General features: G+C 70.4%; 24 protein-coding genes and 1 pseudogene. 9 read left to right on the forward strand and 16 right to left on the reverse strand.

The genetic code is table 11. The features are described 5' to 3' along the window. Positions 1 to 92: 92 nt before the first annotated feature. The 7 genes from ACF08F_RS10975 to ACF08F_RS11005 form a co-directional block, all read right to left on the reverse strand. Positions 93 to 425, reverse strand: coding sequence for a TcmI family type II polyketide cyclase (locus tag ACF08F_RS10975; RefSeq protein WP_327165900.1), 333 nt, complete (start codon positions 423 to 425; stop codon positions 93 to 95). Positions 426 to 476: 51 nt separating this feature from the next. Next, on the reverse strand, positions 477 to 956 hold the full coding sequence (locus ACF08F_RS10980; protein WP_033202496.1) for an SRPBCC family protein: 480 nt from the start codon (positions 954 to 956) through the stop codon (positions 477 to 479). A gap of 1 nt (position 957) precedes the next feature. Continuing rightward, the gene (locus tag ACF08F_RS10985; protein WP_015037975.1) at positions 958 to 1,218 is read right to left on the reverse strand and encodes a phosphopantetheine-binding protein; all 261 of its coding nucleotides are present in this window, start codon (positions 1,216 to 1,218) and stop codon (positions 958 to 960) included. Positions 1,219 to 1,242: 24 nt separating this feature from the next. Continuing rightward, positions 1,243 to 2,490 carry a ketosynthase chain-length factor gene (locus ACF08F_RS10990; protein ID WP_392298199.1) on the reverse strand — a complete coding sequence of 416 codons (1,248 nt, stop codon included), beginning with the start codon at positions 2,488 to 2,490 and terminating at the stop codon, positions 1,243 to 1,245. Beyond that, on the reverse strand, positions 2,487 to 3,755 hold the full coding sequence (locus ACF08F_RS10995; protein WP_392298200.1) for a beta-ketoacyl-[acyl-carrier-protein] synthase family protein: 1,269 nt from the start codon (positions 3,753 to 3,755) through the stop codon (positions 2,487 to 2,489). The genes ACF08F_RS10990 and ACF08F_RS10995 overlap by 4 nt, the downstream gene beginning before the upstream one ends. Continuing rightward, positions 3,752 to 4,222: a cupin domain-containing protein gene (locus ACF08F_RS11000; protein ID WP_392298201.1), complete on the reverse strand. Its 471-nt coding sequence runs from the start codon at positions 4,220 to 4,222 to the stop codon at positions 3,752 to 3,754. Before ACF08F_RS11000 ends, ACF08F_RS10995 begins: the two co-directional genes overlap by 4 nt. Before the next feature lie 67 nt (positions 4,223 to 4,289). Continuing rightward, positions 4,290 to 5,402: a SchA/CurD-like domain-containing protein gene (locus tag ACF08F_RS11005; RefSeq protein WP_392298202.1), complete on the reverse strand. Its 1,113-nt coding sequence runs from the start codon at positions 5,400 to 5,402 to the stop codon at positions 4,290 to 4,292. A 232-nt stretch (positions 5,403 to 5,634) separates the two neighbouring features. Here ACF08F_RS11005 and ACF08F_RS11010 point away from each other — a divergent pair, with 232 nt between their 5' ends. The 5 genes from ACF08F_RS11010 to ACF08F_RS11030 all read left to right on the forward strand — a co-directional run bounded on the left by ACF08F_RS11010 (position 5,635) and on the right by ACF08F_RS11030 (position 9,975). Beyond that, entirely contained in the window at positions 5,635 to 7,302 is a 1,668-nt protein-coding gene (locus tag ACF08F_RS11010) for an FAD-dependent oxidoreductase (protein ID WP_392298203.1), read from the forward strand. Between the two features lie 329 nt (positions 7,303 to 7,631). Then, positions 7,632 to 8,150: a sortase gene (locus ACF08F_RS11015; RefSeq protein WP_392298204.1), complete on the forward strand. Its 519-nt coding sequence runs from the start codon at positions 7,632 to 7,634 to the stop codon at positions 8,148 to 8,150. A 279-nt stretch (positions 8,151 to 8,429) separates the two neighbouring features. Next, complete coding sequence (locus tag ACF08F_RS11020; RefSeq protein WP_392298205.1) at positions 8,430 to 8,810, forward strand: YrdB family protein; 381 nt, start codon at positions 8,430 to 8,432, stop codon at positions 8,808 to 8,810. A 214-nt stretch (positions 8,811 to 9,024) separates the two neighbouring features. Continuing rightward, a complete protein-coding gene (locus tag ACF08F_RS11025) occupies positions 9,025 to 9,342 on the forward strand; it encodes an ATP-binding protein (RefSeq protein WP_392298206.1) in 318 nt (105 codons plus the stop codon). 315 nt (positions 9,343 to 9,657) lie between these two features. Further along, positions 9,658 to 9,975: an STAS domain-containing protein gene (locus tag ACF08F_RS11030; RefSeq protein ID WP_392298207.1), complete on the forward strand. Its 318-nt coding sequence runs from the start codon at positions 9,658 to 9,660 to the stop codon at positions 9,973 to 9,975. 671 nt (positions 9,976 to 10,646) lie between these two features. On the opposite strand, the gene ACF08F_RS11035 is transcribed toward ACF08F_RS11030, so the two are convergent. Together ACF08F_RS11035 and ACF08F_RS11040 are read right to left on the reverse strand one after the other, a co-directional pair. After that, a complete protein-coding gene (locus ACF08F_RS11035; RefSeq protein ID WP_392298208.1) occupies positions 10,647 to 11,180 on the reverse strand; it encodes an EF-hand domain-containing protein in 534 nt (177 codons plus the stop codon). A gap of 233 nt (positions 11,181 to 11,413) precedes the next feature. After that, the gene (locus tag ACF08F_RS11040; protein ID WP_392298265.1) at positions 11,414 to 12,133 is read right to left on the reverse strand and encodes a restriction endonuclease; all 720 of its coding nucleotides are present in this window, start codon (positions 12,131 to 12,133) and stop codon (positions 11,414 to 11,416) included. Positions 12,134 to 13,067: 934 nt separating this feature from the next. Here ACF08F_RS11040 and ACF08F_RS11045 point away from each other — a divergent pair. Further along, the gene (locus ACF08F_RS11045) at positions 13,068 to 13,361 is read left to right on the forward strand and encodes a hypothetical protein (protein WP_392298209.1); all 294 of its coding nucleotides are present in this window, start codon (positions 13,068 to 13,070) and stop codon (positions 13,359 to 13,361) included. Between the two features lie 723 nt (positions 13,362 to 14,084). Here the strand turns inward: ACF08F_RS11045 and ACF08F_RS11050 are convergent. Beyond that, the gene (locus tag ACF08F_RS11050) at positions 14,085 to 15,203 is read right to left on the reverse strand and encodes a fatty acid desaturase family protein (RefSeq protein ID WP_392298210.1); all 1,119 of its coding nucleotides are present in this window, start codon (positions 15,201 to 15,203) and stop codon (positions 14,085 to 14,087) included. 7 nt (positions 15,204 to 15,210) lie between these two features. Beyond that, complete coding sequence (locus tag ACF08F_RS11055) at positions 15,211 to 16,266, reverse strand: ferredoxin reductase (protein ID WP_392298211.1); 1,056 nt, start codon at positions 16,264 to 16,266, stop codon at positions 15,211 to 15,213. 86 nt (positions 16,267 to 16,352) lie between these two features. Here ACF08F_RS11055 and ACF08F_RS11060 point away from each other — a divergent pair, with 86 nt between their 5' ends. After that, complete coding sequence (locus tag ACF08F_RS11060) at positions 16,353 to 17,492, forward strand: PucR family transcriptional regulator (protein ID WP_392298212.1); 1,140 nt, start codon at positions 16,353 to 16,355, stop codon at positions 17,490 to 17,492. A gap of 23 nt (positions 17,493 to 17,515) precedes the next feature. On the opposite strand, the pseudogene ACF08F_RS11065 reads toward ACF08F_RS11060, so the two are convergent. Then, positions 17,516 to 17,686 (reverse strand): annotated as a pseudogene (locus tag ACF08F_RS11065) (transposase); the annotation flags it as partial. A gap of 33 nt (positions 17,687 to 17,719) precedes the next feature. On the opposite strand from ACF08F_RS11065, the gene ACF08F_RS11070 reads away from it, so the two are divergent. Beyond that, entirely contained in the window at positions 17,720 to 18,109 is a 390-nt protein-coding gene (locus tag ACF08F_RS11070; RefSeq protein ID WP_392298213.1) for an ankyrin repeat domain-containing protein, read from the forward strand. A gap of 333 nt (positions 18,110 to 18,442) precedes the next feature. Then, positions 18,443 to 19,249, forward strand: coding sequence for a S1 RNA-binding domain-containing protein (locus tag ACF08F_RS11075; protein ID WP_392298214.1), 807 nt, complete (start codon positions 18,443 to 18,445; stop codon positions 19,247 to 19,249). A 526-nt stretch (positions 19,250 to 19,775) separates the two neighbouring features. Here the strand turns inward: ACF08F_RS11075 and ACF08F_RS11080 are convergent. From ACF08F_RS11080 to ACF08F_RS11095, 4 genes are all read right to left on the reverse strand, one after another. After that, entirely contained in the window at positions 19,776 to 20,801 is a 1,026-nt protein-coding gene (locus ACF08F_RS11080) for an MASE1 domain-containing protein (RefSeq protein ID WP_392298215.1), read from the reverse strand. A 106-nt stretch (positions 20,802 to 20,907) separates the two neighbouring features. Beyond that, positions 20,908 to 21,750: a PP2C family protein-serine/threonine phosphatase gene (locus ACF08F_RS11085; protein ID WP_392298216.1), complete on the reverse strand. Its 843-nt coding sequence runs from the start codon at positions 21,748 to 21,750 to the stop codon at positions 20,908 to 20,910. A gap of 500 nt (positions 21,751 to 22,250) precedes the next feature. Further along, the gene (locus ACF08F_RS11090; protein WP_392298217.1) at positions 22,251 to 23,210 is read right to left on the reverse strand and encodes an ABC transporter substrate-binding protein; all 960 of its coding nucleotides are present in this window, start codon (positions 23,208 to 23,210) and stop codon (positions 22,251 to 22,253) included. 1 nt (position 23,211) lies between these two features. Beyond that, positions 23,212 to 25,215, reverse strand: a complete 2,004-nt coding sequence (locus ACF08F_RS11095; protein ID WP_392298218.1) for an ABC transporter permease subunit — start codon at positions 25,213 to 25,215, stop codon at positions 23,212 to 23,214. Between the last annotated feature and the right edge of the window lie 198 nt (positions 25,216 to 25,413).

The raw sequence follows: 25,413 nt of genomic DNA on the forward strand, positions 1-25,413 counted from the left end.
GGGCAGGAAGGAGGAGATCCCGAGGCCGCCCGCTCCGCGTCGTTCGCGGGGCGGGCGGCCTCGGGATCTCCTGCCGTACCGACCTCGGGGGATCAGGAGCCGGCGTCGCGCTCCCAGCGGTAGAAGCACTGCGCCATGGCGTCCTTGGGGCTCCGCCACGTCTGCGGGTCGTACGCGCTGACGTACGCCGACAGCTTCTCGCTGGCGTCACGGAACTCGGGGTGTCCGGTCAGCTTCGCGATGGCCGGCCCCGGGTCCTGGTCCGACTCGATGAGGTGGAGGTACACGTCGCCGAACTGGAACAGGCGACGCCGGGTGACGCCGACCAGGTGGGGGAGTTCCCCACGGTCGGAGGCGGCGAACACGTCGGCGATCGCCGGGGCCGAGCCGGGCGCCATGCGGGCGACGATCAGGGCGTGGTGCATCGAGCGTCCTTCCAGGAGTGCGGGTGTGCGGGTGTCCGCGGCAGGGTTCGGTCAGCCGGGCAGGACCGGGGCGCTCCGGCGGTCGCGGGCGACCTGCTCGATGCGGTCCCGGATCAGGGCCATCTGCGTGCGGGAGTTGCGGTTGATGTTGTCGGTCATCCAGGCGTCGTCGACCGGAGCGTCGGGCTTCATCGCGAAGTCCTGGACCCAGCGCATGTGGACGCCGGCCGGGGTCTCCTCGTACTCCCACCGGATGTTCATGTGGTCGAACGGGCCGGTCTCGACGCGGCGGGCGCGAACGGTCCGCCCGGGTCGGTCGACGGTGCGCTCCGACACCCAGCTCCAGACCTTCCCGGACTCGTCCGGGTGCATGGTCAGGCGGAAGGTGGTGGAGTCGCCCTCGCGGGAGAGGACCTCCAGGGAGGCGTACTCGCTGAAGAGGTCGGGCCACTTCTCGATGTCGTTGGTGATGTCCCAGACGAGGTCGAGCGGGGCGTCGACCGTGATGCTGTTGTCGGTGTGACCGGCCACGTCAGACTCCCGTCCTGAGGGCGTTGTTCACCAGGCCGACGAACTCGCCCGGCGTCTTGCAGCGCTCGGCGTCGGTCGGCAGCGCCACGCTGTACCGGTTCTCCAGCTCCCCGACGATGCCGAGCAGGCCGAGAGAGTCGAGGCCGAGGGTGGTGAACGGGGCGTCCGGCGCCTTCTCCAGCTCCCGGGCGTCGACGGTGACGCCGGCCGCCTGCTTCATCAGCGTGGAGAGTTCGTCGAAGGTCAGTGCGGTGGTGATCATGTGTGCTCTCCTTCCCGCCCGGTCCTACCGGGCGGAGTCGTCGCCGCGGCGCACGACCAGCGCCGCGTTGGATCCCATGAGTCCCCGGCTGAGGACGAGGGCCGTGCGCAGCTCGGCGGGCCGAGCGCGGGACATCACCAGATCGAGGTCGTGGCAGATGTCGAACACGTGGGGAGTGGGCGGCACCACGCCGTGCTCCATCGCGAACACCGCGGCGGCGGTGTCCAGGACGGGCGCTCCGCAGTAGGCGCGGCCGATGCCCGTCTTCGGTGCCGTGACGGGGACGCGGGTGGCATGCGCTCCGAGGGCGTCGGCGATCGCCAGCGCCTCGGCACGGTCCGCCTCCGGTACGCCCATGGCGTCGGCGAAGACGACGTCGACCTCCTCGGGGGCGCACCCGGCCTCGTCGAGGGCGACACGGACGGCGCGGGCGAGTCCCTCCCGGGACTCCTCCCATCGGGAGGCGCCGGTGAACGTGGCGCCGTGGCCGGCCACCACGGCCCGGACGGCCGCCCCCCGGTCGCGGGCGCGGGACTCGTCCTCCACGACGAGCATCGCGCCGCCCTCCGCCGGGACGAAGCCGCAGGCTCCGGCGGTGAAGGGCCGGTAGGCGCGGTCCGGGTCCTCGACGGTGCTGAGCTCGGGGTAGCCGAGCTGGCACACCATCGAGTACGGGGCGAGGGGCGCCTCCGCGGCGCCGACGAGCACCGCCCCCGTACCGCGTCGTACACCGCGGGCGGCGTGGGCGAGGGCGTCCAGACCGCCGGCCTCGTCGCTCGCGACCACGCCGCACGGCCCCTTGAGGCCGCTGCGGATGGAGATCTGGCCGGTGCTCGCGGCGTAGAACCAGGCGATCGACTGGTACGGGCCGACGAACTTGGATCCCTGGCCCCAGAGCTTCTGGAGCTCTCGCTGGCCGAACTCGCCGCCTCCGGACCCGGCCGCGGTGACCACGCCGATCTCGAAGGGCTCCTCGGGGTCCTCCCGGGCGAAGCCGGCGTCGTCGAGGGCGAGTTGGGCCGCGGCCATGGCGTAGTGGCTGAAGCGGTCGGTCTGGACGAGGAATCTGTCCTCGATCAGATCGGAGGCGTCAAAACCGCGGACCTCGCCCGCGACCTTCAGGGGCATGTCCCCGCAGCCCTCACGGGTGATCCGGTCCAGTACGCCGAGCCCTTCCCGGACCGACTTCCAGTACGCGTCGGCACGCAGTCCGTTGGGGGCGATCACACCGATTCCGGTGACGACCGCGCGCCGCGGGCGCTCACTGCTCATCGTGTCCTCCCACCCGGCGTCGTCAGCAGCACCGCGGACTGGAAGCCGCCGAATCCGCTGCCCACGGAGAGCACGTTCCTGAGCTTCCGGGGGCGGGCGGTTCGCGGCACGTAGTCCAGGTCGCACTCGGGGTCCGGGGTCTCGTAGTTCGCCGTCGGAGGCACCACCTGGTGCTTCAGCGCGAGCACGCAGGCGGCCACCTCGATCGCACCGATCGCGCCCAGCGAGTGCCCCACCATGGATTTGATGGAGCTCATGGGCGTGTCGTAGGCGTGCGCGCCCAGGGACCGTTTCACTGCGGCGGTCTCGTGCCGGTCGTTCTGCCGGGTGCCCGAGCCGTGCGCGTTGACGTAGTCGATCAGCGTGGGGTCGATGCGGGCCTGGTCGAGCGTGGAGTCGATCGCCCGGGACATCTCCAGCCCTTCGCTGGTCAGACCGGTCATGTGGTACGCGTTGCCGAAGGTGGCGTAGCCGCCGATCTCGCAGTAGATGTGCGCACCGCGGGCCCTGGCGTGCTCGTAGTCCTCCAGGACCAGGACGGCCGCCCCTTCGCCCATGACGAAACCGTTGCGGTTGTTGTCGAAGGGCCGGGAGGCGTGCTCCGGGTCGTCGTTGTCGGGCGACGTGGCCTTGATGGCGTCGAAGCAGGCCATGGTGATCGGGGATATCGGGGAGTCCGACGCCCCCGCGATGCAGACGTCCGCACGGCCCTCCGCGATGGTGTGGAAGGCGTAGCCCACGGCGTCGAGGCCGGAGGTGCAGCCCGTGGAGACGGTCTGCACCGGGCCGCGGGCGCCGAACTGCTCGGCCACGACGGAGGAGAGCGTGCTCGGCGAGAACGCCATGTGCAGCTTCGGATCGGCCGCGTGGTGGTCCACGTCCCACCGCTGCCCGCCCGCGCTGACCAGCACGTAGTCGTGCTCCAGCCGGGTGGTGCCGCCGACGGCGCTGCCGAGGGAGACGGCGACGCGCCAGGGGTCCTCGGCGTCGGTGTCGAGTCCGGAGTCGCGGACGGCTTCTCCGGCGGCGACGACGGCGAACTGGATGTACCGGTCGGCGTGGCGGCTCAGGTCCGGATCCAGTCCGTGGTCCGCCGGGTCGAAGTCGCACTCGGCGGCTATGCGGGAGCGCAGCCCGACCGGGTCGAACAGGGTGATGCCACGGGTCGCGGTTCGGCCGTCGGCGAGCAGGTCCCAGAAGGCCTTCGCCCCGGTGCCGCCCGGAGCGACCACACCGATGCCCGTGACGGCCACTCGCCGGGTCACTCGATGGCCCCGCTTCGCTCGGACACCCGTCCAGGGTCGTGCACGGTCAGGTGCGGGCCCGCGGCGGCGAGCTCGGCCTCGTCGGTGACCTCCGTGTCGACGTGACCGAGGCTCGGCCGGGGGGCGAGCGGGCCCAGGTGGAAGACCATGCGGGCCTCGACATCGCCCACGTTGCGGAAGCGGTGCCGTACGTCGATCGGGATCAGGAGGCCCTGATCGGACTGGAGCGCGTACGTGTCGCCATCCAGGTCCACCTCCAGCGCGCCCGAGACCACGTACACGAACTCCTCGGAGTACGGGTGGTAGTGCTCGCCGATGCGCTCGCCGGGCTGGACGATGGCCAGGCCCATGAAGCCGCTGGTGGAACCCACGGTGGCCGGCGTGAGCATGGCCCGCAGGTCGCCTCCCCGCCTGCGGTTGGGTTCCGTGTCGCTCAGGTTCACGATGCGTGGACGCTGCTTGAGCATGGTTGCTACCTCCAGATGTGACAGTGACGTGCTGGGGAGCGGCCGCGGCGCGAGCCGCGGCCGGCCGTCAGGAGTGCGCCGAACGGTCCGTGACGGGCAGCATGTCCGCGTGCGACAGAAGCCGGTTGATGTTGCGCTCCGTCTCCAGGGAGCCCTCGACGCCGACCGCGGCGCCGTCGAGGAGTCGTTCCAACTCCGCTGCCTTCCCGGGGCCCTTGAGCCCGAGGGAGGCGACGGGGTCGAGGTCGAGGTCGCCCGTGACGTCGACGAGGCGCACCACGATGTCGTCGCGCTGGAACACGGTGCTGCTGTGCACCGGGTTGTCCGGATCGTCCGCGGCGGCCCGGTCCTGATGGGAGAGCAGCCGGGCGAGCGCCATCCCCTGGCCCTCCTTGGCCGGGTAGTACAGCGCGTGCCGTCGCAGGCCGGCCGGAGCAGGCCGGTCGGACACCACGTGGTGGACGGCCGGCAGCGCGGCCCGGGTGAAGAACAACCGTGCCGACTCGGGGTCGGTCAGGTCCCGGTCCTGCTCGAGGTACGGGTTGATGGCCTCCTCGACCGCTCGCACCTGGGGCTGCCGGGCGACGTGCCGCAGCGCTACGAGCAGGTCGCCCTCCACCTCCACGGCACGCACGACGCGGTTGCCGTGCATGAAGAGGGAGGTGCGGCGCAGCCGGGTGTTCTCGTCGACCTGGGCCTGGGGTGACTCGTACCCGGCCAGGATCTCCGCCACCTTCGACTCGGAACCCGGCTTGACGGTGAAGGTGAGGGCATGGCGTGCCACACCGTCGCCCACGCGGGGCTCCACCTGGACGTCGGCCGATGCCGCGGTCCGCTGACCGGGGTTCGTCTCCCGGAGGATGCTGTAGCGCATCGACCGGGTGTCCCGGACGCAGCTGTGCATCGGCTTGACGGTTTCGACGTGCTCCTCGCTGTTCACCCATGCGAGGAACGGCGGCGCGCTCTCCCACTCGCTGGTGATGAGCCACTGCGAGGGGTTCTCGATGGACTGGCACAGCTGGTCACTGATGTGGCCGGGCACGGACGCGACCTGCTTGCGCATGAGCTCGTACGCGTCCAGGAACTGCTGCTGCGCTCCTTCGTACAGGTCGAGCAGGAGGATCACCCGCAGCCTGGAGCCGTCGAACACGGACTGCGAGATACGTCCCGAGGGGGCCATCCGGCACACCTCTCTCTTCTCGGTGGGGGTGGAGAGACGACCTACCTGGCCGAAACGCCGAGGCTGACATGCGTCGATCCTTGACAGGAGCGCCGACAGCGCGCGAGCCGCATGAAGCGGACGAGTGAACCGCGTGTCATCCGGGTGCCCGGGGCACGTGAACCCGTCCCCGAAGGGAATGAATCTGCATCCCATCCCCAACTCGCGTCGCAGGCGACGCCGGAGACGAGCAATGACCCGATTCGACTCGGCCGGGGAAGCAACCGGCCACCGCACGCCCGTACTCATCGTCGGCGGCTCGCTGGTGGGCCTGTCCACCTCGCTGTTCCTCGGGCGTCTCGGAGTGCCGCACACGCTGGTCGAGCGCCATGCCGGCACCTCGATCCACCCGCGCGGCCGCGGCAACAACGTGCGCACGATGGAGGTGTTCCGCAGCGCCGGAGTGACACGGCCCATCCAGGAGGCCGCGTCGGTCCTGGCAGCCAACAACGGGATCCTGCAGACGCCGAGCCTGGTGGGCGATGTCGGCGAGTGGCTGTTCAAGGAGATCGACCCCGGCGGCGGCATCGCCCGCTTCAGCCCCTCCGGGTGGTGTCTGTGCAGCCAGAACGACCTTGAACCGGTGCTGCTGAAGCACGCTGGGGAGCTCGGCGGAGATCTGCGGTTCTCGACGGAGCTGATGTCCTTCGAGCAGGACGCCGAAGGGGTGACCGCACAGGTCAAGAGCCGCGAATCCGGTGAGCACACCACCATCCGCGCGGACTACCTCGTCGCGGCGGACGGCCCGCGCAGCCCGGTCCGCGAGCGGCTCGGCATCGGGCAGAACGGCCAGGGCGACCTGTTCCACAACGTGAGCATCACCTTCGTCTCCCGCGGCCTCGCGGACGTCGTCGGTGACCGGCACTTCATCGTCTGCTACCTGACGAACCCTGACGCGGACGGGGCCCTGCTGCCCGTCGACAACGGCGAGCGCTGGGTGTTCCACGCCCCGTGGCACCCCGAACGCGGCGAGACACTCGAGGAGTTCACCGACGAGCGGTGCAGGGAACACATCCGGCGGGCCGTGGGCGTGCCGGACCTCGACGTGGAGATCACGGGCAGGGCTCCCTGGCACGCGGCCGAGAGGATCGCCGAGCGGTACGCCGACGGACGGGTGTTCCTCGTCGGCGACTCCGCCCACGAGATGCCGCCCACCGGGGCGTTCGGCTCCAACACCGGTATCCAGGACGCGCACAACCTCGCCTGGAAGCTCGCGGCCGTACTGGACGGCTGGGCCGGTCCCGGCCTCCTCGCGTCCTACGACGCGGAGCGCCGCCCGGTCGCCGAGGTGACGAGCGCCCGGGCCGCGGCGCGATCGGTCGAACACAGCCACCCCGGGTACGTCCCCGGCCCCGGCCCCGGAGCCGGCGGCCCCAAGGGGAAGAAGGCCGGCATCCTCAACGAGGTGCTCGGCTACCGCTATCCACAGGGAGCCGTCGTGGGCACCGACCGGACGATGCCGGTCGTGTCCGACGGACTGCGCCTGACGGGCGAACCCGGAAGCCGGGCCCCCCACATGTGGCTGAACCGCGCCGGTACCCGAGTCTCCACCCTCGACCTGTACGAGCGGTCCCTGGTACTCCTCAGCTCCGAGGACGGAGCCGGCCACTGGCACACCGCGGCGACACGCGTCGCGCAGCAGCTGTCGGTGCCGCTCGACTCGTACCGGATCGGCGCCCGGCCCGACGCGGAGCTCTCCTCCGCGAGCGACACGGACTGGGCGGAGGTCCACGGCGTCACGAGGGACGGCGCCGTGCTGGTCCGCCCGGACGGGTTCGTCGCGTGGCGGTCCGAAGGAGCGACGGCGGATCCCGGAGCGGTGTTGCGGAAAGCCCTCACGGCCATCCTGGGCCGGGACTGACCGCTCCCTCGTGGCCGGGCACGACAGGTCTTGAAGCCTCGCGTCGCACCGGACCAGGCAGCACCAGCGCTGCTCGTGATCCTGAGTGCTAGGGCGTGCCCTAGCCCGTTCGCGCGCAGGACGCCGTCCGGTCCCGAGTACCGAACGAGCAGCTGTGACCTGCGGAAATGATCACCAGTAGGGCGGATCAAGACCCCAACCGGGGGACAGCGCGCGCGAATCTCCCGTTGCGGTGCTCACCGGTCGGGGTTCTGCTCGTGCACGGAGCACAGCACAGGAGCCGCGCTGCCCAGCCGGCCGGGAAAGCTCCGCCGAAGGAGAGAAGAAGCATGCGTCTGGCACGTACGGGTCCCCAGCTCGCCCTGGTCCTGAGCGCCCTCGTCCTGTCCGCGTCCCCCGCCGTCGCGGCGCCCGACGGCGACGTCCGGGTCAATCCGGAGAATGCGGCCCCCGGGACCACCGTCACCGTGAGCACGACCGCCTGCGGCAAGGAGACGTACGGCAAGGGCGAGTCGGAGGCGGGCGGGAAGTTCCACTTCCTGCCCGGCGACCGGGAGGGCGTGCTGGTGGGCAAGTTCACGCTCCCGCTGGACGCCGTCTCCGGCACGGACACGGTGACCCTCAAGTGCCCGCCTCGCATCAAGCAGACCGTCACCTACCAGATCACCGGCCAGCCGGTCGGTGCGGTGGAAGCGGGCTTCGGCTGGGCCGCAGGCGCAGGCGAGGAGGCGGACGGGGGCGGCAGCGACAGCCTCTACGCCCTGAGCGCCTTGCTCCTCGGCGGCTCCGCCGCCGGCGCTCTGGTCTGGACCCGCCGCCGCGCCACCGCCTCCCGAAACGGCACCTGACCCCACGCCCTCGGCTCCGGTTCCGGCTGCGGTTCGGTGGCCTACCGGCCAGGGTAACGGCGGTGGCATTTCCTGAGGACGCGGTGGTCTGGCCGGGTACAGTGACACCTTGGTCGAGGGTGGCCCGCGTGGTTGGGGGGGGCGAGGTCAGCGGCCCTGCCCGGCATATCGAGGGAAGGGTAGACCCGGAGCCGGGGTGCCGGTGGTCTGCTCTCCTGTCCGCTCTCGGCCGCCGGCGGCTCACATCCGCGGAGGGCTATAGGGGAGGGGATCTCGCGCATGTCGTCAGGATTCGGGTTTCACGCGTCCACGCTCGCTGTACGGTTCGTTCTGGAACTGGTGTCGCTCGCATGCTTCGCGGTCTGGGCCTGGACAACCACGCCAGGACCTCTGCGGTACGTCCTTGTAGTCGTGGCCCCGGTCCTTGTGGCCGTGCTGTGGGGCGTGTTCGCCACCCCCGGCGACAAGTCCCGGTCCGGCGGAACGGTGGTGGCGACCCCCGGCGCGCTGCGGTTCCTCCTGGAGTTGGCTGTCTTCTTCGGCGGCGCAGCGGCACTGTACGCGGCGGGATCCCATGTTCTGGCCATCACGCTCGCCGGCGTGCTGATCGTCTACCACGCCCTGTCGTGGGACCGCGTGGTCTGGCTGTTCCGACACTGACCCCAGACGTGACCACACGCCGTCAAGACTTCTCAAGGCGATGCCGGTTCTCTGGGGGCAACCGCCATCGGGCCGGCAGAGTCCCAGGAACGGCTGCCCACGGTCGACCGGCCGGAACACTTGCGGGAGGCTCTTGCTGCCCTGGCCATCGAGCTCGCCCACACCGGTGGCCAGGGGCAGTGTCTTCCTGGCTGATGCGCAAACCGTGCACGGGATGCCGGTGTCCGAAAGCGCCAGAGGCGCGGCCGAGCTGGTGGTCAGTGAGCTGGTCACCCATGCTCGAAAGTACGCGCCGGGCCCGTGCCTGCTGACTCTGGAGATCGCTGGCGGTGCGCTCGAGGTGACGGTCTGGGACAGCGGTCCCACTCTCCCGGTCCCTATCGATCCCGATCCGACCCGGATCGGCCGGCATGGGCTGGAGATCGTGATGGCCCTCGGGCAGAGTTTCTCCATCCACTGCGAACTTGTCGGAAAGCGCATCACCACGGTCATCTCCCTGGCCGACGGCACTGATACCGGCTGCCGGCTCTGACGGAAGTGGCCACCTCGGCGGCTGTCGATCCGCGGCGCGGGGCGGGACGGTGCGGACCACGAAGTGGGGACCTGCGGCGTCTTGTTGCGGACGGTGGGCGGATAGCGGGCTTTCCGTGTGAGGGGGTGGTGTGGGATGGTCGCAAGACACCAGCCTGGTCTGGTAGGAGACCCCGAGCCGCCCGCGCAGGCTCTCACCGGAGGGCCGGGACGCGGTTCGGGTGGTCTTGCTGGTCTGTGCGTGACCCCACGTCACGCTCCTGGCACCCCACAGCCGGGGTGCGTTGGGCTCGACCCCTGAAGAGAGGGGCGAACCATGAGCGATCTCATCCTCACCACCCACCAAGACTCCGACGGCACGACCATCACCGTGGCCGGAGATCTGGACCTCACATCCTGCCCCACCCTGGAAGTCGCCACATACCAGGCGGCTCTGGCCGACGGTGCGCCGCTGCGTATCGACATGTCCAAAGTGACCTTCATGGACTCCTCCGGCCTGAACTTCCTGCTGATACTGCGCCGCCGCTTGGCGGATGGCGGCAGCCGGCTCGTGCTCACCGGCGTGCACGGAGCGCCGATGCGGGTGCTCACCCTGACCGGTGCCGACACCCTTCTCCTGTCCGCCGGCACTTAGGAACATGGGCCGATGCTGACCCCCCGCCCCCGTCTGAACCCTTTCTGCGCCACGCGGACCGGCCGGGCAGGTCACAGGTGATCCGGCACTGCCCGCGCTCCGTCCTGCCGCCCGGACACAGCGAAGGGGGCTCCGCGCGGTAGCGGAGCCGAGGGAACCGTCAGGGCCTTCGCGTTCGACCGGACCTGCTTGCTCCACAGGACCGACCCGCCGCACCCTCGCCTGTCGGCATACGCGTGAACGCGCCCAGTCACGTACGGGTGAATGAACATGCCCACCTCCTGACATACCGGAGATTGATCGTGGGCGGTCTACTTGCCGGCCGGTGAAGGGTGATGGAGGGAGGCCGACCGTGGGCTTGTGCCCGTAAAGAGGGATGGGGCGTCGACGCTGGTACCTGCACAGGCGGATGCAGCGAAGCGAAGACCCACCGCTCTGACTCAGGGACCTGCATGCCGCAGCCATCCGCTGAACACCGAGCGAGGCGCAAGCCCCGTGACTGGCAGGCGCATTGTTGAGGACGGGTCTCAGTCGACGTTCCGGCCCGGCCGGCAGCAACGCCGGAAACGGTGGCCGGGGTTGGGGCGGTCGCCGCCTTGTTCCGAGGCGCACTCCTGCCCGCCGCAGGCCCGCCGAGTATCGAGGGGGCCGGGCCGGACCAGGGCGGCGGGTCAGAGGGCCGGGAGGGTTCGGTAGGCGGCAGCCATGGGGGAAGAACCGGTGGTGACGTAGTCGTGGATGCCGGCGAGGTAGTCGTCGCGGTCGACGAGACCGTCGCCGTCGGTGTCGAGGTCGTCGAAGGCTTGGGCGGCGTCGCCCTCGGTGTTGCTGGATGCCATGCGCAGCCGGGTGAACTCCTCGCGGGTGAGCCGGCCGTCACCGTCGTGGTCGGCGATGTCGAAGAGCGAGCCGAGGGCGGGCCGGCAGGACCGTTCGAAGGAGTCGTGTCCGGCCCAGGACCGGTATTCCTCGAACGTGACCCGTCCGTCGTGGTCGGCGTCCATGTCCGCGAAGACCTCCCCGTGCGCGGCGCGTGCCGTGTGCACCACGGGGTCGTCGGCTCCTCGGCCCATGGCGGCCGCCGCACGGTCGACCCGCGCGAGGTATTCCGAGCGGGTGATGGCGCCGTCGCCGTCCCGGTCGAGCATGGCGAAGATGCGCTGCTTGGCTGTGTCGGTCATGGTGGCGGTGGCTTGCTCGGGCACGGTCCGGTTCCTGTCTGCTGCGATGTGCTTGCGGGATGACACCGCCAACACCATCACGCCGGTCCGCCGACCGGACTCCGGCCCGCCCGACGCTCACCCGAATTGTCGGCGCGGGTGCGAAGGGCGGGGGTTCCGCGGCGGCGGAAATGCTGCTTTGTGCCGAGCCACAGCGATGTCGGGGCATTGCTACATGCGGGCAGCCAGCCCTCGGCGAAGTCGGAGCGCTCCGATATCTAGGACAAGGGCGTGGGCCGCCGAGGGGGAGGTACAGCCCGCAACAGCTCCCACAGGGGGCTGGACCCGCTGGCCCACTCGGCGAGCACCGCGCGATTGACCAGATGCAGCCGCTGGTCACGGGCAAACTCCACCGCCGGCTTGGTGAACCTGCCGTTGGTGACGAGGACAACGACGTCGCCTCCGTGGACGGGGCGGCCGGTTCCGTTGAGGACGTGCAGCTCCGGGGTACCGATCGCGGCCCCCGCCAGCCCGTCCCGCCGGTGCTTGCACTGGATGACCCACCGCCGCCCGAAGGGATCGGTCGCCTTCACATCCGCGCCATTGTCACCGGCACCGCCGACCTGCACGGCATCCACGCATCCATCGCGGTGCATCAAATCCCGCACAGCGTGTTCGAACTGCCGATGATGCAGCGCATCCAGCTGCGCCAGCGCGTACCGCAAACCCTGGGACCGCACCCGTTCCCACTGGACTGCCCGCTGCCGCCGGACCAGCCAGACCGCCACCAACCCGCCTGCGCCCAGCAAGAGGACGACCGGGATCCACGGATGGGCGGCCAGGAACCTGACCAGGCCAGTCAGGAGCAGCCACACCAAAAGCACCCCGCCACCGATCAGAACCAGCTGCTCACCACCGGCGTTCCTACGTGAGCGTCGCCTCGCCGGACGCCGCCGAGCAGGGCGCCGGCTCACCTGCCACCCCCGCTTCGGTCCCACTTGATCGGGTACGACACGGTCGGAGCCGGCCGCGGAGCGCTTTCCTTCCACCCAGGCCACTTGATCGGGTAGGACACGGCCGGCGCCGGATGGGGCGCCGCCCTGCCCGAGCTCGGCCACTTGATCGGATAGGTCACCACCGATGACGAACGAGGCGCCGGCGCCCGTTCAGCTCCCGTCACGCTGCCCGTCGATGCGGGCGAGCTGCCGAACAGGAACACGGCTGCCACGATCCCGATGGCCGACGCGGTCTGCTTCCTCGTGCCGGCGGGCGCTCTCCAGTACGACCCGACCACGGTCCCGTTCCGCCTGATGTATCCGCTCACCAACGGCAAATCCGTCCCTCCCCAGGTTACGGCGCGAACCTCGCGCAACGGACCAATCTAGCGAGCACCACTGACAGGTAGTCACCTATCAGCCACCTGGGGTGCTCTTCAGACGGGCCTCAAGGGAATCGGCCTGGATCTCACGGTGGAGGGAGGAAGCATGTGCGTGGCAGAGACAGCAGCTCTGGGATTGACCGTGGAGGAACACTGCTGTGCAGCCCGAAGCCTATCCGCGCTGATTGCCGGCGGCGGCGCCTTGGGGGCGTAGCCATCGGCATCGTCGGCCCGCTGATTGCCGCCCGCATTCAGGCGGCAACAACACGCTGATCCTCCGACGTCCACAGGCCCGGGGACGTGTCCCAGCACCGCGGGGCGCCTGCCCCGTCCCGTAGTCCGCAGTATGAGATGGCTTTCCGGGCGGCAGCCGGGTTCTGCCAGCATGGCCCGCATGCAGCAGCCGCTGATTATCAACGGCAGCGTGCCGGCAGCGAGCCCCGAGGAGTAACCCTCCCTGGTTCACCGCCCGCACGCAGACCTCTCGCGCCTCGCGAGGGGTCTTTTCCGTTTTCCGGGGCCGACCACGGCCCCCATAGAACAGGACCACCACCATGGAACACGCCCGGCTCAACGTCACCCTCCGGCCAGGCCCCGGAACGCTCGCACGTCTTGCCGCCACCCTCAACAACCACCAGGTGCTCGACCTTGCGTACACCATCTCATCACCGGCCTCAGCGACGGCCGTCGTGCGCGTACCGCGCTCCGACGCCCCGCGCGCACAGTACAAGCTGAGCAGGCTCGTCGACGTGATCGACGTGCTGCTGGATCCCGCCTCGGTCAGCACCGCAGAAGGGTCAGGCCTTCTCACGACCCAACATTCCGCCACTGGTGCAGCCCGGCCGTGAACGGTTCGACCGATGCCCTGACATTTCCGCTCACCCAGACAGGCCGGTGTCCGTGAACAGGTGTGAAACGCAGGGCACCTGGTCGACGACTTCATGGCCACGGAACTTTCCGAGCGGATGGACGGTCGACAGCATTCCCCGGGCCCAAGAGCTGATATCGGGGACTCCGGCCTCCCGTATCCGAGCGGGGAGCTTCCTTCGGATCATCGGACCATGTGTCTCGTCGACTGGCGCCCAATAGACGGGGATCGAGCCGTTGCCGCCGGACCGCACTCCAAGGCGGGGCGGGAGGTGGGGGACCAGCGGGAGCAGAGCGACGTGATCGCGTTCGCGTTTTCCAGGTCGGTGCCGAGTACCCGCAGGTGTTCGGCACCGACCTGAAAGGGGCGAATGGACAGACTGGTGGGCTCATGGACAGTCGCTTCGTCCCTCTCAGGCGCGGGGGAGGGGGGCGCTTTGCGTCTCCAGATCGGCAGGGGATCTATCCCCTTCCACCCACCCCGCTCGTCGACAGACCGAGTGCGCGTGCGCACCCGGCTACCGGCTACCGGCTCGACCACGGCAGGTCCAGTGCAAGACGACACCTCGCCGGAGCTGTGTGCTGGGCTCCCGGCGTACATCAGGCAGCGGGGCCGGACATCCCGGCCCCCCATCCACAACGCGATCTCACCGAACCCGGCGGGGCCGCCGGTACGGCCGAAGGATCTCGACGAATCGTGGGTATCAGGCCGCGACGAGCTCCTGCTCGCGGTCCGGCGTCTTGACCTTGGGCTTCTTGTTCGGCAGCGAGAGCCGGAAGACCTTGCGCCACGCGGAGAACACCTGCTTGGGCAGCGGCCCGGTGACGTACTCCAGCTCGTACTTCTCGAACAGCGCGCGCACCTTCACCGCGACCTCGGCGTACCGGTTGCTCGGCAGGTCCGGGAACAGGTGGTGCTCGATCTGGTGCGACAGGTTGCCGGTCATGAAGTGCATGGCCCTGCTGCCGTCGATGTTCGCCGAGCCCATCATCTGGCGCAGGTACCACTGGCCGCGCGTCTCGCCCTTGATCGACCGGCGCTCGAAGACCTGCACGCCCTCGGGGAAGTGCCCGCACATGATCACCGAGTGGGACCAGATGTTGCGGACCAGGTTCGCGGTGAACGTGGCGGCGAGCGTGGGGAGGAACGACGGGCCCGACAGCAGCGGGTGTATCACGTAGTCCTTGAGCACCTGCTTGCGGATCTTGCGGCCCACGGCCTTGGCCCGCGCGCGGAACTCCGGGTTCTTGCGGCGGCGCTTGTGCAGGTTCTTGCCGAGCTCCAGGTCGTACGCCGCGATGCCGTACTCGAAGAAGCAGGCGTTGATGAAGTTCCACAGCGGCTGGCCGAGGTGGAACGGGTGCCACTTCTGGTCCTCGTCGACGCGCATGATGCCGTAGCCGAGGTCGTTGTCCTTGCCGATCACGTTGGTGTACGTATGGTGCAGCTCGTTGTGCGAGTGCCGCCACTGATCGGACGGCGAAACGTGATCCCACTCCCAGGTGGTGGAGTGGATCTTCGGGTCCCGCATCCAGTCCCACTGGCCGTGCAGGATGTTGTGGCCGATCTCCATGTTGTCCATGATCTTCGCCACGGACAGCCCGGCGGTGCCGATCAGCCACGCGGGCGGGAAGATCGAGAACAACAGCACACCCCTGCTGGCCAGCTCGAGCTTGCGCTGCGCCGAGATGACCTTACGGATGTAGGCGGCGTCCTTCTCGCCCCGGCTGGCGATCACCTCGTCGCGGATCGCGTCCAGCTCGCGGCCGAGCTCCTCGATCTGCTCCGCGGTCAGGTGGGCGGTGGGGTCGATGGCGGTCAAGGTGCTCCTACCGTTCGATGTCGCAGGGGCCCGCCGCGGCGGACACGCAGGTCTGGATGAGGGCGCCCGGACCGGCCTCGGTGATCTCGCCGGTGCGCAGGTCGCGGACGGCGCCGGCCTTGAGCGGCGTGACGCAGCCGAAGCAGATGCCCATGCGGCACCCGGAAGGCATGAGCACGCCGGCCTCCTCGCCGACGTCCAACAACGGCGTGGCGCCGTCCGCGTCGACGGTCTTGCCGGTGGCGCTGAACGTGACCTCGCCGCCCTCGCCTGCGACGACGACGTCGGACCGGAAGCGTTCGGTGTGCAGGCGCGCTCGTACGCCGTGCTCGGCCCAGTGCTCTTCAGCGGCGTCGAGCAGGCCCGCGGGCCCGCAGGCCCAGGTCTCGCGCTCGGCCCAGTCGGGCACGAGTTCGTCGAGACGGGCGATGTCGAGCATGCCGTCTGTGTCGGTGTGCACCTCGGTGAGCCGCAGCTTCCTGTCCGCGACCAGGTCGTGCAGTTCGTTGCGGAAGATCACGTCGTGCGGCTGTGGCGCGCAGTGGACCATGACGACGTCGTCGAACTCGGTGTCGCGCAGCATGCCCATCACGGGCGTGATGCCGCTGCCGGCCGTCAGGTAGAGCACCCTGGCGGGCTTGGCTTGCGGCAGCACGAAGTCACCGGTCGCCTGGTCGAGCTGGATCAGCGTGCCCCGTTTCGCCCTGCGGACCAGATGATTGCTGACCTTGCCGTCCGGGATCGCCTTGACGGTGATGGTGACGCGGCCGTCCTGGCGGTTTGTCGGTGAGGTGATGGAGTAGGCACGCCACAGACGCACCCCGTCGACGTCGACCCCGATCCGCATGTACTGACCGGCTGTGTGGCCGCGCCAGCCCCGTCCCGGCCTGATCACGATCGTCGCGGCGTCACCCGTCTCGGGGTGTACGGCCTCGATGCGCCCACGCAGGTCAGCGCCCGCGCGCAGCGGGCTGACCAGGTCGAGGTAGTCCGACGGCAGCAGTGGCGTCGTGATCATCTCCAGCAGTTTCCATGCCCTGCTGCGGAGGGCTGCACTCGTCATGACTCCAGCTTGCTGCGTCGCAAGGCGTAAAGTCCTGACCGTAAGACGTAAATCTGGTCGGCAGAATTGTTCACGGGGAATAAAACATGAGCCATCCTTTCCGGAGGGTTGCCGAACTGGCACTGGATGAGACGACGGTCACAGCGCTTCGGGCCGCCCTGAAGACCACCGCCGACGAGGTCGTCCAGGCGATCATCGACGAGGTCCCTCCCTACGCCAACGCCCTTTCGGGCCGTATGGGCGGCACCATCCGCCGAGCCGTCCGCACCGCCCTGGGGCACTACCTGGACCTCGCGAGCGGGAACGCCACAGGCGGCGACGCGGGTGACGCAGCCTACGAGCTGGGCCGCGGCGAGGTGCGCTCCGGCCGTTCGATGGACGCCCTGCTCGGCGCATACCGCGTCGGTGCCCGCGTGGCCTGGCGATGCCTGGCAGCGGGTGCCGTACCCGCAGGTCTGCCCGCCGCCGAGGTCGCCAAGTTCGCGGAGCTGACCTTCGCCTACATCGACGAGCTCTCCGCCGCGAGCGCCGCGGGCCACGCCGACGAACTGGCCGCCCAGGGCAGGGCGCACGAGCGCCACCTGGAACACCTGGCCCGCGACCTCCTCGCCGGCGCGAGCCCGGACGTGCTGCTGGCCTCAGTCCAACGGGCCGGATGGCAGCCTCCGGTTTCGCTGACCGCGGTCCTGCTGCCCGCCGCCCAGGCCCGGCCTGCCTACCGCGCGCTCGACCCGAGCACCCTCGTCCTCGACGATCTGCCGGACGCCACCGGTGTGCTGCTCGTCCCCGACGCCGACCGATCACACCTCTTGCGGCAGCTGACCGACCGCACCGCCGTAGTCGGCCCGGCCCGGCCATGGACTCGTGCGTCGGCCTCGTACGCACGAGCCGTACGCGCACGCTCCCTCTCCGCTGATATTCGCGACACCGAGGACCATCTGCCCGAGCTGGTATTGAGCGCCGACGTGGACGCGTTCGCAGACCTGCGTGCCCGAGCCCTCGCACCGCTGAGGACCTTGCCTGTCGCGACCGCACGGCGGCTGGAGGAAACGTTGCGGGCGTGGCTGCTGCACCAGGGCAGGCGGGACGAGACGGCTGCGGCGTTGTTCGTCCATCCCCAGACAGTCCGGTACCGGATGGCGCAGCTGCGGGAGCTGATTCCGGATCTCGCATCGCCGCACCGGGTCCTTGAACTGACGCTGGCGGTCGGTCTTCGGGCCAGCTGACGCGTACTGCGCCCGTCCACGACCAGCACGCCGCGGACCACCTGACGGTGGTCCCGCCACGGACGGCCGAGTCCGTCCATCTGCGGCAACAGGGGCGCTCTCCGATCCCAGGCCACGTCCGTCAATTCACCTTGGGGTGCAGGAGTCCGAGGCGCTCGCGGGCACTTCTCCGAACGAGGACCCGTCCGGCCGATCAAGGTCGCGTTCCATCGGGCAGAATGCCCTGGGTGGATGCCCTGACCATGGTGGATGCCTTGAATCCAGAGAGCCCCTGGACGCCCGCTCACCAAGCGGTGGAGTTGAGCGACCACGCCACGCTCACGCGCATCCTCGACGAGGGCGCCGACGCTGACGAGATCTGCTGCCGGATGACCCTGCTGATGCACGCCGTCGATACAGAGGTCGATGTCGCGAACCAGTCGGGGGAGCCGATCGACAGCGCACTGACCGCGATCCTCCTGGCATACGGTGCTGATCCACATCTCGCGGTCGACGGCGAAACTGCCTACGACTGGGCCCGCAAGCTCCACCACGACTTGGCGATCAGGCTGATGGACCGGCTCAGTACCCACCACACCAAGCCGGCAGCCCGATTGAGAAGGTTCCGCCGGCCCTAGGGCGTGTTGCGAAAGTCCCGCCTGCCCGACGGCGCCTGGCACGCACGCTCGCCGCGTTGTCGGGATCACCCCGATACATCCAGTATCGGGGCGACCCTCCGCCTTGCGATCGCACGCACCAGACGCCGTCGGGCCCGCCCTTCGGGCGGCCGGCGCTACTTTCGCAACACGCCCTAGCCCTTTCCGATGATCGGCCGGACGGGTCTGGGAGATCTCCGGCCGATCATGATCCCGGCCGCCGATGCATGACGAGGGCATGGTCGGGCCCACGATGTCGTGTGCCAGGGTGGCGGTATGGATCGGCAGCCTGAGAGCCCGGAACTTTGGGCGTTTATGGAGTCCCTGCACCGCGGCGAGATCCTGTCGGGCACCGTCGCGGCGATCGAGCGGTTCGGGGTCTTCGTGGTCCTGGTCGACGGGCCCGCTCATCCCACCCTGCCTGGTGTCGGGTTCATCAACATCCCTGAACTGTCCTGGCGGCACATCGATGCTCCCACCGACGTTGTCCAGGTGGGGCAGCGTGTCTCGTGCGCGGTCCTTGGGATCAACACCTTCCATGCGGAGGCCAGCCTGTCCTTGAAAGCATTGAGGCCCAAGTCGAGCTGCCAGCCCGCCGGATCTTTCTTTCCAGGCCAGAGGTTGGCCGGTACGAAGATGGTGCATCGGCCACGTGACAGCCGACGTGCCCAAGCCGTTGGTGTTGGCCTGCCCAATCCGGCGACCAACGCCACGCCGTGCTACCCGTGCGTGCAGGGCGGAGCGCGCTGTCAGCTGCCGGTGCCGGCCCTGGGGGACCGGCCGATGACATCCCTGAATCCGGGCGTACCTAGATCGACCATGCGGCTGGGGCGGTGTTCGTGGTCGTCGAGGTGGCTCAGCTTGTGCTCGGCGCCGGCCAGGCTGACGCGCAGCCCTCGATCTCACCGAGCCGGCCCTCGCGTTCAGCCTTCGCCATGCGCACCACGAGGTTGTTGTCCCGGATCTCCTCCAGCCTCGTCCGTTGCGCGGGATCGGGGCGCAGCAATGCGCACCGCACGCAGGCGTGCTCGTGGACGCACGCGGTGCCGAACGCGCGTTCGCAGGTGCCCACGGAGAGCTTGCGCCGTTCGAAGTGGCCGAGGAAAGTCGCCGACGTCCTGAAAGCAACGACCCCTCCGTGGTCCCTGCTCCTCGGCGCGGCCGTCGGCCCGAAGGCGGTCTGCGGCCGACACGGGCGGTCGGCCTCCTGCTGGGATTCGCCGGGGGGTACGCATCTTCGCGCCGTGGCAGGCCGGCGAGTCGGGCGGTGGGAAAGCCCTCGCTGTCGTCGCCGTGGGGGCCGGTTACGCGGTCGGTTTCCTGTTCATGAGCCGTCACCGTCGGCAAGGGCATCCCGGCCCTCGCGGTGTCCGCGCCCGCCGGTGTGCGGACGGCCTGCTCCTCGCGGTCGGCCCCGGCTCCGTGACCGACGACGGTGACGACTACGACGCCGAGACGTTGCGCCGGGCCGCCAGAGCCGCCGTACGCCCCTTTGCCGGCGCGGAACGTATCGCCCTCGCCTTGCCCGGTCATGACCGGCGGGGCCACGGAGGCGGCAGCCCTGTGGCCGCCCCTGCCGCCTCCGGACCGACAACCCGACCGTGAGTGCCGCAGCCACCGCTGAGCGGATCCGCCGCAGACGCGGGGGTCACGGATCCCGGTGTCCGTCGGGTGGCGCTGCCCGGCTCTCGGTGGGGTCGGGCGGGGGCCCGGCCGGCGGACCCGGCGAGGGCTCGCCCGCCGCGAGGTGCTCCAGGACCTCCGCCAGTTCCTCGCAGGCGCGGCGCACCGACCGGCGGGTCGCACGCTGCTCGGTGATGACGGAGGCGAGGAGCAGGGCGGTCAGGGCGGCGGAACCGTTGAACGTCTGGAGCTTGACCATGATCTCGACGTCCGACAGGTGGAGGAACGCGCCCCGCCCGGAGGTCGCCTCGAAGGTGGTGAGCACGGAGGCGAAGAGCGCGCACAGCATGCTTCCGGCGAGCTGGAAGCGGAGCGCTGCCCAGATCAGCAGGGGGAAGACGAGGAACAGCATGCTCATCGGGCTGAGCACGGCCATGGGCATGAGGACCAGGGTCGTCAGCCCCAGAAAGGCCGCCTCCTTCCAGCGCCGTACCCGGAACCGTCCGTCCGGCCCCGCGAGGACGAGCAGGAGCGGGGCGACGAGCAGCACCCCCATCGTGTCGCCCGCCCACCAGGCCAGCCAGACGGGCCAGAACTCGCTCTTGTCCAGGGAGCCCTTCGCCACCTGCAGTCCGACCCCCGCGGTCGCACTGATCAGCATGGCGCCGAACCCGCCGAGGAAGACCAGCGAGAGTCCGTCCCGCAGCCGTGCCATGTCGAGCCGGAAGCCGACCCGTCTCAGCAGCAGGAAGGCGCAGAGCGGCGCGACGGTGTTGCTCACCACGGTCACCACCGTGGTGGGCCCCGGAGTGGTGAGGGAGGCGATGACGAGGAAGGAGCCGAGGGCGATCCCGGGCCAGACCCGCGCGCCGAACAGCAGCAGGGCAGCGACGGCGACGCCGGTGGGCGGCCAGATGGGGGTGGCCACCACGCCTTCGACGACGAGGCGGCCCAGCAGGCCGAGCCGTCCGGCCGCGTAGTAGCAGACCGCCACGGCCAGCGAAATCAGAGCCGCCTCGGTAGAGGGCCGGAACTGCCGAATAGCCAACACTCCAGCAATCAGACACCGGCCGGGCCGTCACGACCGGGCAAGGACCCCCGCGTGTCGGGCGCCGTCGTACGGCAGGGGGTGCGGCCCGGCCCGGGGCGAGCCCCCTTCACCCCTCGACCGTCGACCGGGCCGGTCCGCCGTCATGGCCGACGACCAGGACGGCTGCGTCGTCCTCGTGCCCCACGGTGGCCGCCAGCTTCATGACGGCGGTGGCGAGCGCGTTGACGTCCAGCCCGGCGACGGCGGTGATCCCGGCGAGCCGTATCACCCGGTCCAGACCCTCGTCGACGTGGAGTGAGGGCCCCTCCACCACCCCGTCGGTCAGGAGGACGAAGACACCGCTGGTGGTGAGCCGGTGGCGCGTGGCGGGGTAGTCGATGCCGGGGAGCACACCGAGCGGAGGCCCGCCCTCGCTGTCGTCGATGCCGGAGCGGCCGTCGGTGGTGGCCCAGATGTAGGGGATGTGACCGGCCCGGGCGCACTCCAGGGTGCCGGCAACGGGGTCGAGCCGCAGGAAGGTGCAGGTGGCGAAGAGGTCGGCGCCCAAAGAGATCAACAGGTCGTTGGTGCGGCCGAGCAGTTCTCCCGGGTCTCCGGAGACGGAGGCCAGTGCGCGCAGTGCCACGCGGACCTGTCCCATGAAAGCGGCGGCCTCGATGTTGTGCCCCTGCACGTCACCGATGGACATGCCGATCTGCCCACCGGGCAGGGGAAAGGCGTCGTACCAGTCACCGCCGACGTTGAGACCGTGGTTGGCGGGCTCATAGCGGACGGCCAGCCGGGCGCCCGGAAAACTGGGCAGGTCCGAGGGCAGCATGTCGCGCTGCAGGGCCACGGCGAGCTCGACACGGGAACGCTGCGTCTCGGCCAGCTCCCGCGTCCTGGCAGTCAGCCACCCGAGGCGGACCAGAAGGTCCTCGCTGCTGTCGGTCGGCCGTCTGCGGAACATCGGTCACTCCGCCGTCACGAGAATCCTCGCATCAGTCCGTTCCGCCTCCAGCGCGCAGGACCACAGGGGACCACTTCGATGTGGACAGTTCCTTCCCCACTCTGCCCGGAAGGCACGACGCCCGCATCTCATCGACCCCGCACCCCGGCCCGAAGGCGCCGCCAGGAGATCCGGGCCCGGATCCCGGCTCCCTCCGGGGCATCGCCCGCCTCCGCCGGCGGTGAACCTTACCTTCCGCCCTGTCGAACGCGTACGTGCCCTGCTACTTCGTCACCGCCCCGAAGACGGTCGTCGCCTGCGGCTGCGACGGTTCCTTCGGATCATCCGATCGTTGGTTGATGTGTGTCGCGGACAGCCGGTGCCGGCCGGCTCCTCGCTTTCGTCATGCGCCGCTGGACCGCGGCGCACCCCCCGGACGGGGTGTGCGCCGCGGGCACCGCCTGCTGCAGACCGTTCCGCCGCGATGTCCGAGGGCTTCGCGGCCGTACCCCCCGTCCACGTCAGGACGGGAGCCATGCCCGCCAGGTGGACTCGTTGTCCTTCACCCATCGGCCGGCCGCCTCCTGCGGCGACAGCTTCTGTTCGGCGATCATCAAGGCGACGTCGTTCTGCATGTCGGTCGTCCAACGGAACTTCTTCAGGAAGGCGGCGGCGTCGCCCCCGCCCTCGGCGAAGCGGGCGTTGAAGAACTTCTGCAGCGGCGTGTGCGGGTACGCGCACGACACCTGCTCCGGGTCGGCGTCACAGCCCTCCCTGTGGGCCGGCAGCTTCACCTCCGTCATCGGGACCTTCTCGAACAGCCACTGGGGTTTGTACCAGTAGGTCAGGAACGGCTTGCGCTCCTTGGCGAACTGCTTGATCTGGGTGATCTGCGCCGCTTCCGAGCCCGCGAACACGACCTGGTAGTCGAGGCCGAGGTTGTCCACGAGCGCCTTGTCGTTCGTGACGTAGGACGGGGAGCCGTCCAGCAGCTGACCCTTGCCGCCGCTTTCCGCGGTGCGGAACGCCTCGGCGTACTTGTTCAGGTTCTTCCAGTCGGTGACGTCCGGGTGCTGCTCGGCGAAGTACGTGGGCACGAACCAGCCGATGTGACCGGTCACCCCGAGATCGCCGCCCCGTTCGATCGTCCCCTTGTCGTCGATGTACCGCTTCTCCTGGTCCGGGTGGCCCCAGTCCTCCAGGATGGCGTCGACCCGGCCCTGGCTGAGCGCGTCCCAGGCCGGCACTTCGTCGATCTGGACGGTGTCGACCCGGTAACCGAGCTCGTGCTCCAGCAGGTACTGGGCGACGGCGACGTTGGCCTGCGCGCCCACCCATGACTGCACCGAAAGCGTCACCGTGCGGGAGCCTTCGGCAGCGGCGTACGGGGAGCCCTGGCGGGTCATGTCCGCTGCGCCGCAGCCGGTGAGTGCCGTCAGCGCGACGGCGGCAGCGAGAACGGCGAGACGTGTGCGAGCCATCTCAGGCCCCCTTTCCGGCGAGCTCACGGCGTTCCGTCGGCTGGGTCATCCGGTCCAGCGCCAGACCGAGGCAGACGATTGCCGCACCGGCGACCAGACCGGTCGCCAGGTCGCCCCGGGCGAGACCGAAGACCGCGTCGTAGCCGAGTGCGCCGCCGCCCACGAGGCCGCCGATGACGACCACGGCGAGGACGAGCACGACCCCCTGGTTCACGGCGAGCAGCAGCGCGGGCCGGGCCAGTGGCAGCTGGACCTGAAAGAGCTGCTGACGGCCGGTCGCCCCGAGCGACCGGGCGGACTCCAGGGCCGCCGGGTCCACGGCGCGTATGCCCTGGGCCGTGATCCGCACCACCGCGGGCAGCGCGTAGACCACGGCGGCCGCGGCCGCCGGGGCGCGGCCCACTCCGAACAGTGCGACCACGGGGATCAGGTACACGAACTGAGGCAGCGTCTGGAAGACGTCGAGCACCGGACGGAGCACGCGCCCCAGCCGAGTGCCACGGGCCGCGGCGACCCCGAGGGCGACGCCGAGCACCAGGGTCACGGCGACGGCCGCCAGGACCTGGGACAGCGTGTCGAGCGCCGGAGTCCAGACCCCGAGCACACCGATCACGCTCATCGCGAGGACGGCGGTCGCCGCGGTGCGCCAGGTACCGATGAGCAGGGCGAGCGCGCCGACGGCCAGGAGGACCGCCCACCAGGGGAGCCACTGCAGACCGTCCCGCAGCGGGTTGAGGACCCAGGTGGTGAACCGCCCCGCCCAGTCGGCGGTGCCCCCGACGACAGGCACGCCGGAGTAGAGGTGGGCGGTCATCCAGTCCACGGCCCGGTTGACGGGCTCGGCGACGTCCACCGTCCACGCGGCGGGCCAGGACAGACGGCCGAAGAAGCGGCCGACGATCGCGACGACGACGGTCGTCACGAGGGCGGCGGCCCAGCCGAGGCCGGCGCGGGGGACCGGCGGCGCACCGATCCGCGCTCCCACCGCGGCGGTGACGCGGTCCAGGACGACGGCGAGCAGCACGACCGGCACACCGGCGGTGAGCGCGGCACCGACATCGACCGAGGCCAGCGCCTGATACACGCGGTCGCCGAGGCCGCCCGCGCCGATGACGGACGCGATCACGGCCATGCCGAGGGCCATCATGATCGACTGGTTGACACCGAGCATCAGCTCCCTGCGGGCCAGGGGCAGCCGGGCCGTCAGCAGCCGCTGCCTTGCGGTGGCGCCGAGGGACGCGGCCGCCTCCATGACACCGGCGTCCGCGCCGCGCAGTCCGAGCGCGGTGAGCCGGGCCATGGGCGGGGCGGCGTAGACGACGGTCGCCAGGACGGCCGCCGGCACGCCGATGCCGAAGACCAGGACGACGGGCAGCAGGTACGCGAAGGCGGGCAGCACCTGCATGGTGTCGAGGACCGGCCGCAGGATCCGGTGCATCCGGTCCGACAGGCCCCCGGCGAGGCCGAGGAGACCACCGAGCACCACCGACGCGGCGACGGCCACCACCATCAGCGCGAGCGTCTGCATGGTGGGCACCCACATGCCGAGAAGCCCGCACACGGCGAAGGCGGCGACGGAGGCCAGCGCGAGCCGGACACCGGCGACACGCCAGGCCACCAGGCCGGCGGCCGCGGCGACGCCGGCCCACCCGGCGGCCAGCAGCGCCAGGTACACCGCGCGGACCGACACGACCACCAGTTCGCTCACGTGGCCGAGGAAGTAGAGGAACAGCGGGTGGCTGTCGCGGTTGTCGATGATCCAGTCGCTGCCCCGCGCGAGCGGCGAGGACACGTCGACGGCGAGTGCTGCCGGCCAGCCGCCGCCGCCCAGGAGGACGGCGCCGAGGAGCAGGCCGAGGGCCGTGCCGACGCCGATCAGGCGGCCGCGGTGCCGCGCGAGCGCGCGCGGCGCGCCGGTCCGGATGTCACCGGTCGGGGCGCCGCCGGTGCCGGCAGCGCCGGCGGTCGTCCGGCCGGAAGGGGCGGGGGTGACGGTCACGGTCATCGCACCCACCGCCCCAGGCCGCCCGTCCGGCCCGCGGGCCGGACGGGGCGGCGGCCAGAAGCGTCCCCGCGGGCCGGAGCGGCGCCGGCGCGTCCGGCGTCGCGGGCGGAACGGGGGATGCCGAAGGAGCGTCCGGTGCCGCGGCGCTCTCCCCGGGCGCCGGTACGGGTCATGCCGGCTTCCCGGGCGCCGGTACCG

It is taken from the genome of Streptomyces sp. NPDC015130, assembly GCF_043080005.1.
Lineage (GTDB): Bacteria > Actinomycetota > Actinomycetes > Streptomycetales > Streptomycetaceae > Streptomyces.

Coding starts and splice junctions, on each gene's coding strand:
- ACF08F_RS10975 (WP_327165900.1), bottom strand. CDS start 425: ATGCACCACGCCCTGATCGTCGCCCGCATGGCGCCCGGCTCGGCCCCG.
- ACF08F_RS10985 (WP_015037975.1), bottom strand. CDS start 1,218: ATGATCACCACCGCACTGACCTTCGACGAACTCTCCACGCTGATGAAG.
- ACF08F_RS10990 (WP_392298199.1), bottom strand. CDS start 2,490: ATGAGCAGTGAGCGCCCGCGGCGCGCGGTCGTCACCGGAATCGGTGTG.
- ACF08F_RS11000 (WP_392298201.1), bottom strand. CDS start 4,222: ATGCTCAAGCAGCGTCCACGCATCGTGAACCTGAGCGACACGGAACCC.
- ACF08F_RS11005 (WP_392298202.1), bottom strand. CDS start 5,402: ATGGCCCCCTCGGGACGTATCTCGCAGTCCGTGTTCGACGGCTCCAGG.
- ACF08F_RS11010 (WP_392298203.1), top strand. CDS start 5,635: ATGACCCGATTCGACTCGGCCGGGGAAGCAACCGGCCACCGCACGCCC.
- ACF08F_RS11015 (WP_392298204.1), top strand. CDS start 7,632: ATGCGTCTGGCACGTACGGGTCCCCAGCTCGCCCTGGTCCTGAGCGCC.
- ACF08F_RS11020 (WP_392298205.1), top strand. CDS start 8,430: ATGTCGTCAGGATTCGGGTTTCACGCGTCCACGCTCGCTGTACGGTTC.
- ACF08F_RS11025 (WP_392298206.1), top strand. CDS start 9,025: ATGCCGGTGTCCGAAAGCGCCAGAGGCGCGGCCGAGCTGGTGGTCAGT.
- ACF08F_RS11030 (WP_392298207.1), top strand. CDS start 9,658: ATGAGCGATCTCATCCTCACCACCCACCAAGACTCCGACGGCACGACC.
- ACF08F_RS11045 (WP_392298209.1), top strand. CDS start 13,068: ATGGAACACGCCCGGCTCAACGTCACCCTCCGGCCAGGCCCCGGAACG.
- ACF08F_RS11055 (WP_392298211.1), bottom strand. CDS start 16,266: ATGACGAGTGCAGCCCTCCGCAGCAGGGCATGGAAACTGCTGGAGATG.
- ACF08F_RS11060 (WP_392298212.1), top strand. CDS start 16,353: ATGAGCCATCCTTTCCGGAGGGTTGCCGAACTGGCACTGGATGAGACG.
- ACF08F_RS11075 (WP_392298214.1), top strand. CDS start 18,443: ATGGAGTCCCTGCACCGCGGCGAGATCCTGTCGGGCACCGTCGCGGCG.
- ACF08F_RS11085 (WP_392298216.1), bottom strand. CDS start 21,750: ATGTTCCGCAGACGGCCGACCGACAGCAGCGAGGACCTTCTGGTCCGC.
- ACF08F_RS11090 (WP_392298217.1), bottom strand. CDS start 23,210: ATGGCTCGCACACGTCTCGCCGTTCTCGCTGCCGCCGTCGCGCTGACG.
- ACF08F_RS11095 (WP_392298218.1), bottom strand. CDS start 25,215: ATGACCGTGACCGTCACCCCCGCCCCTTCCGGCCGGACGACCGCCGGC.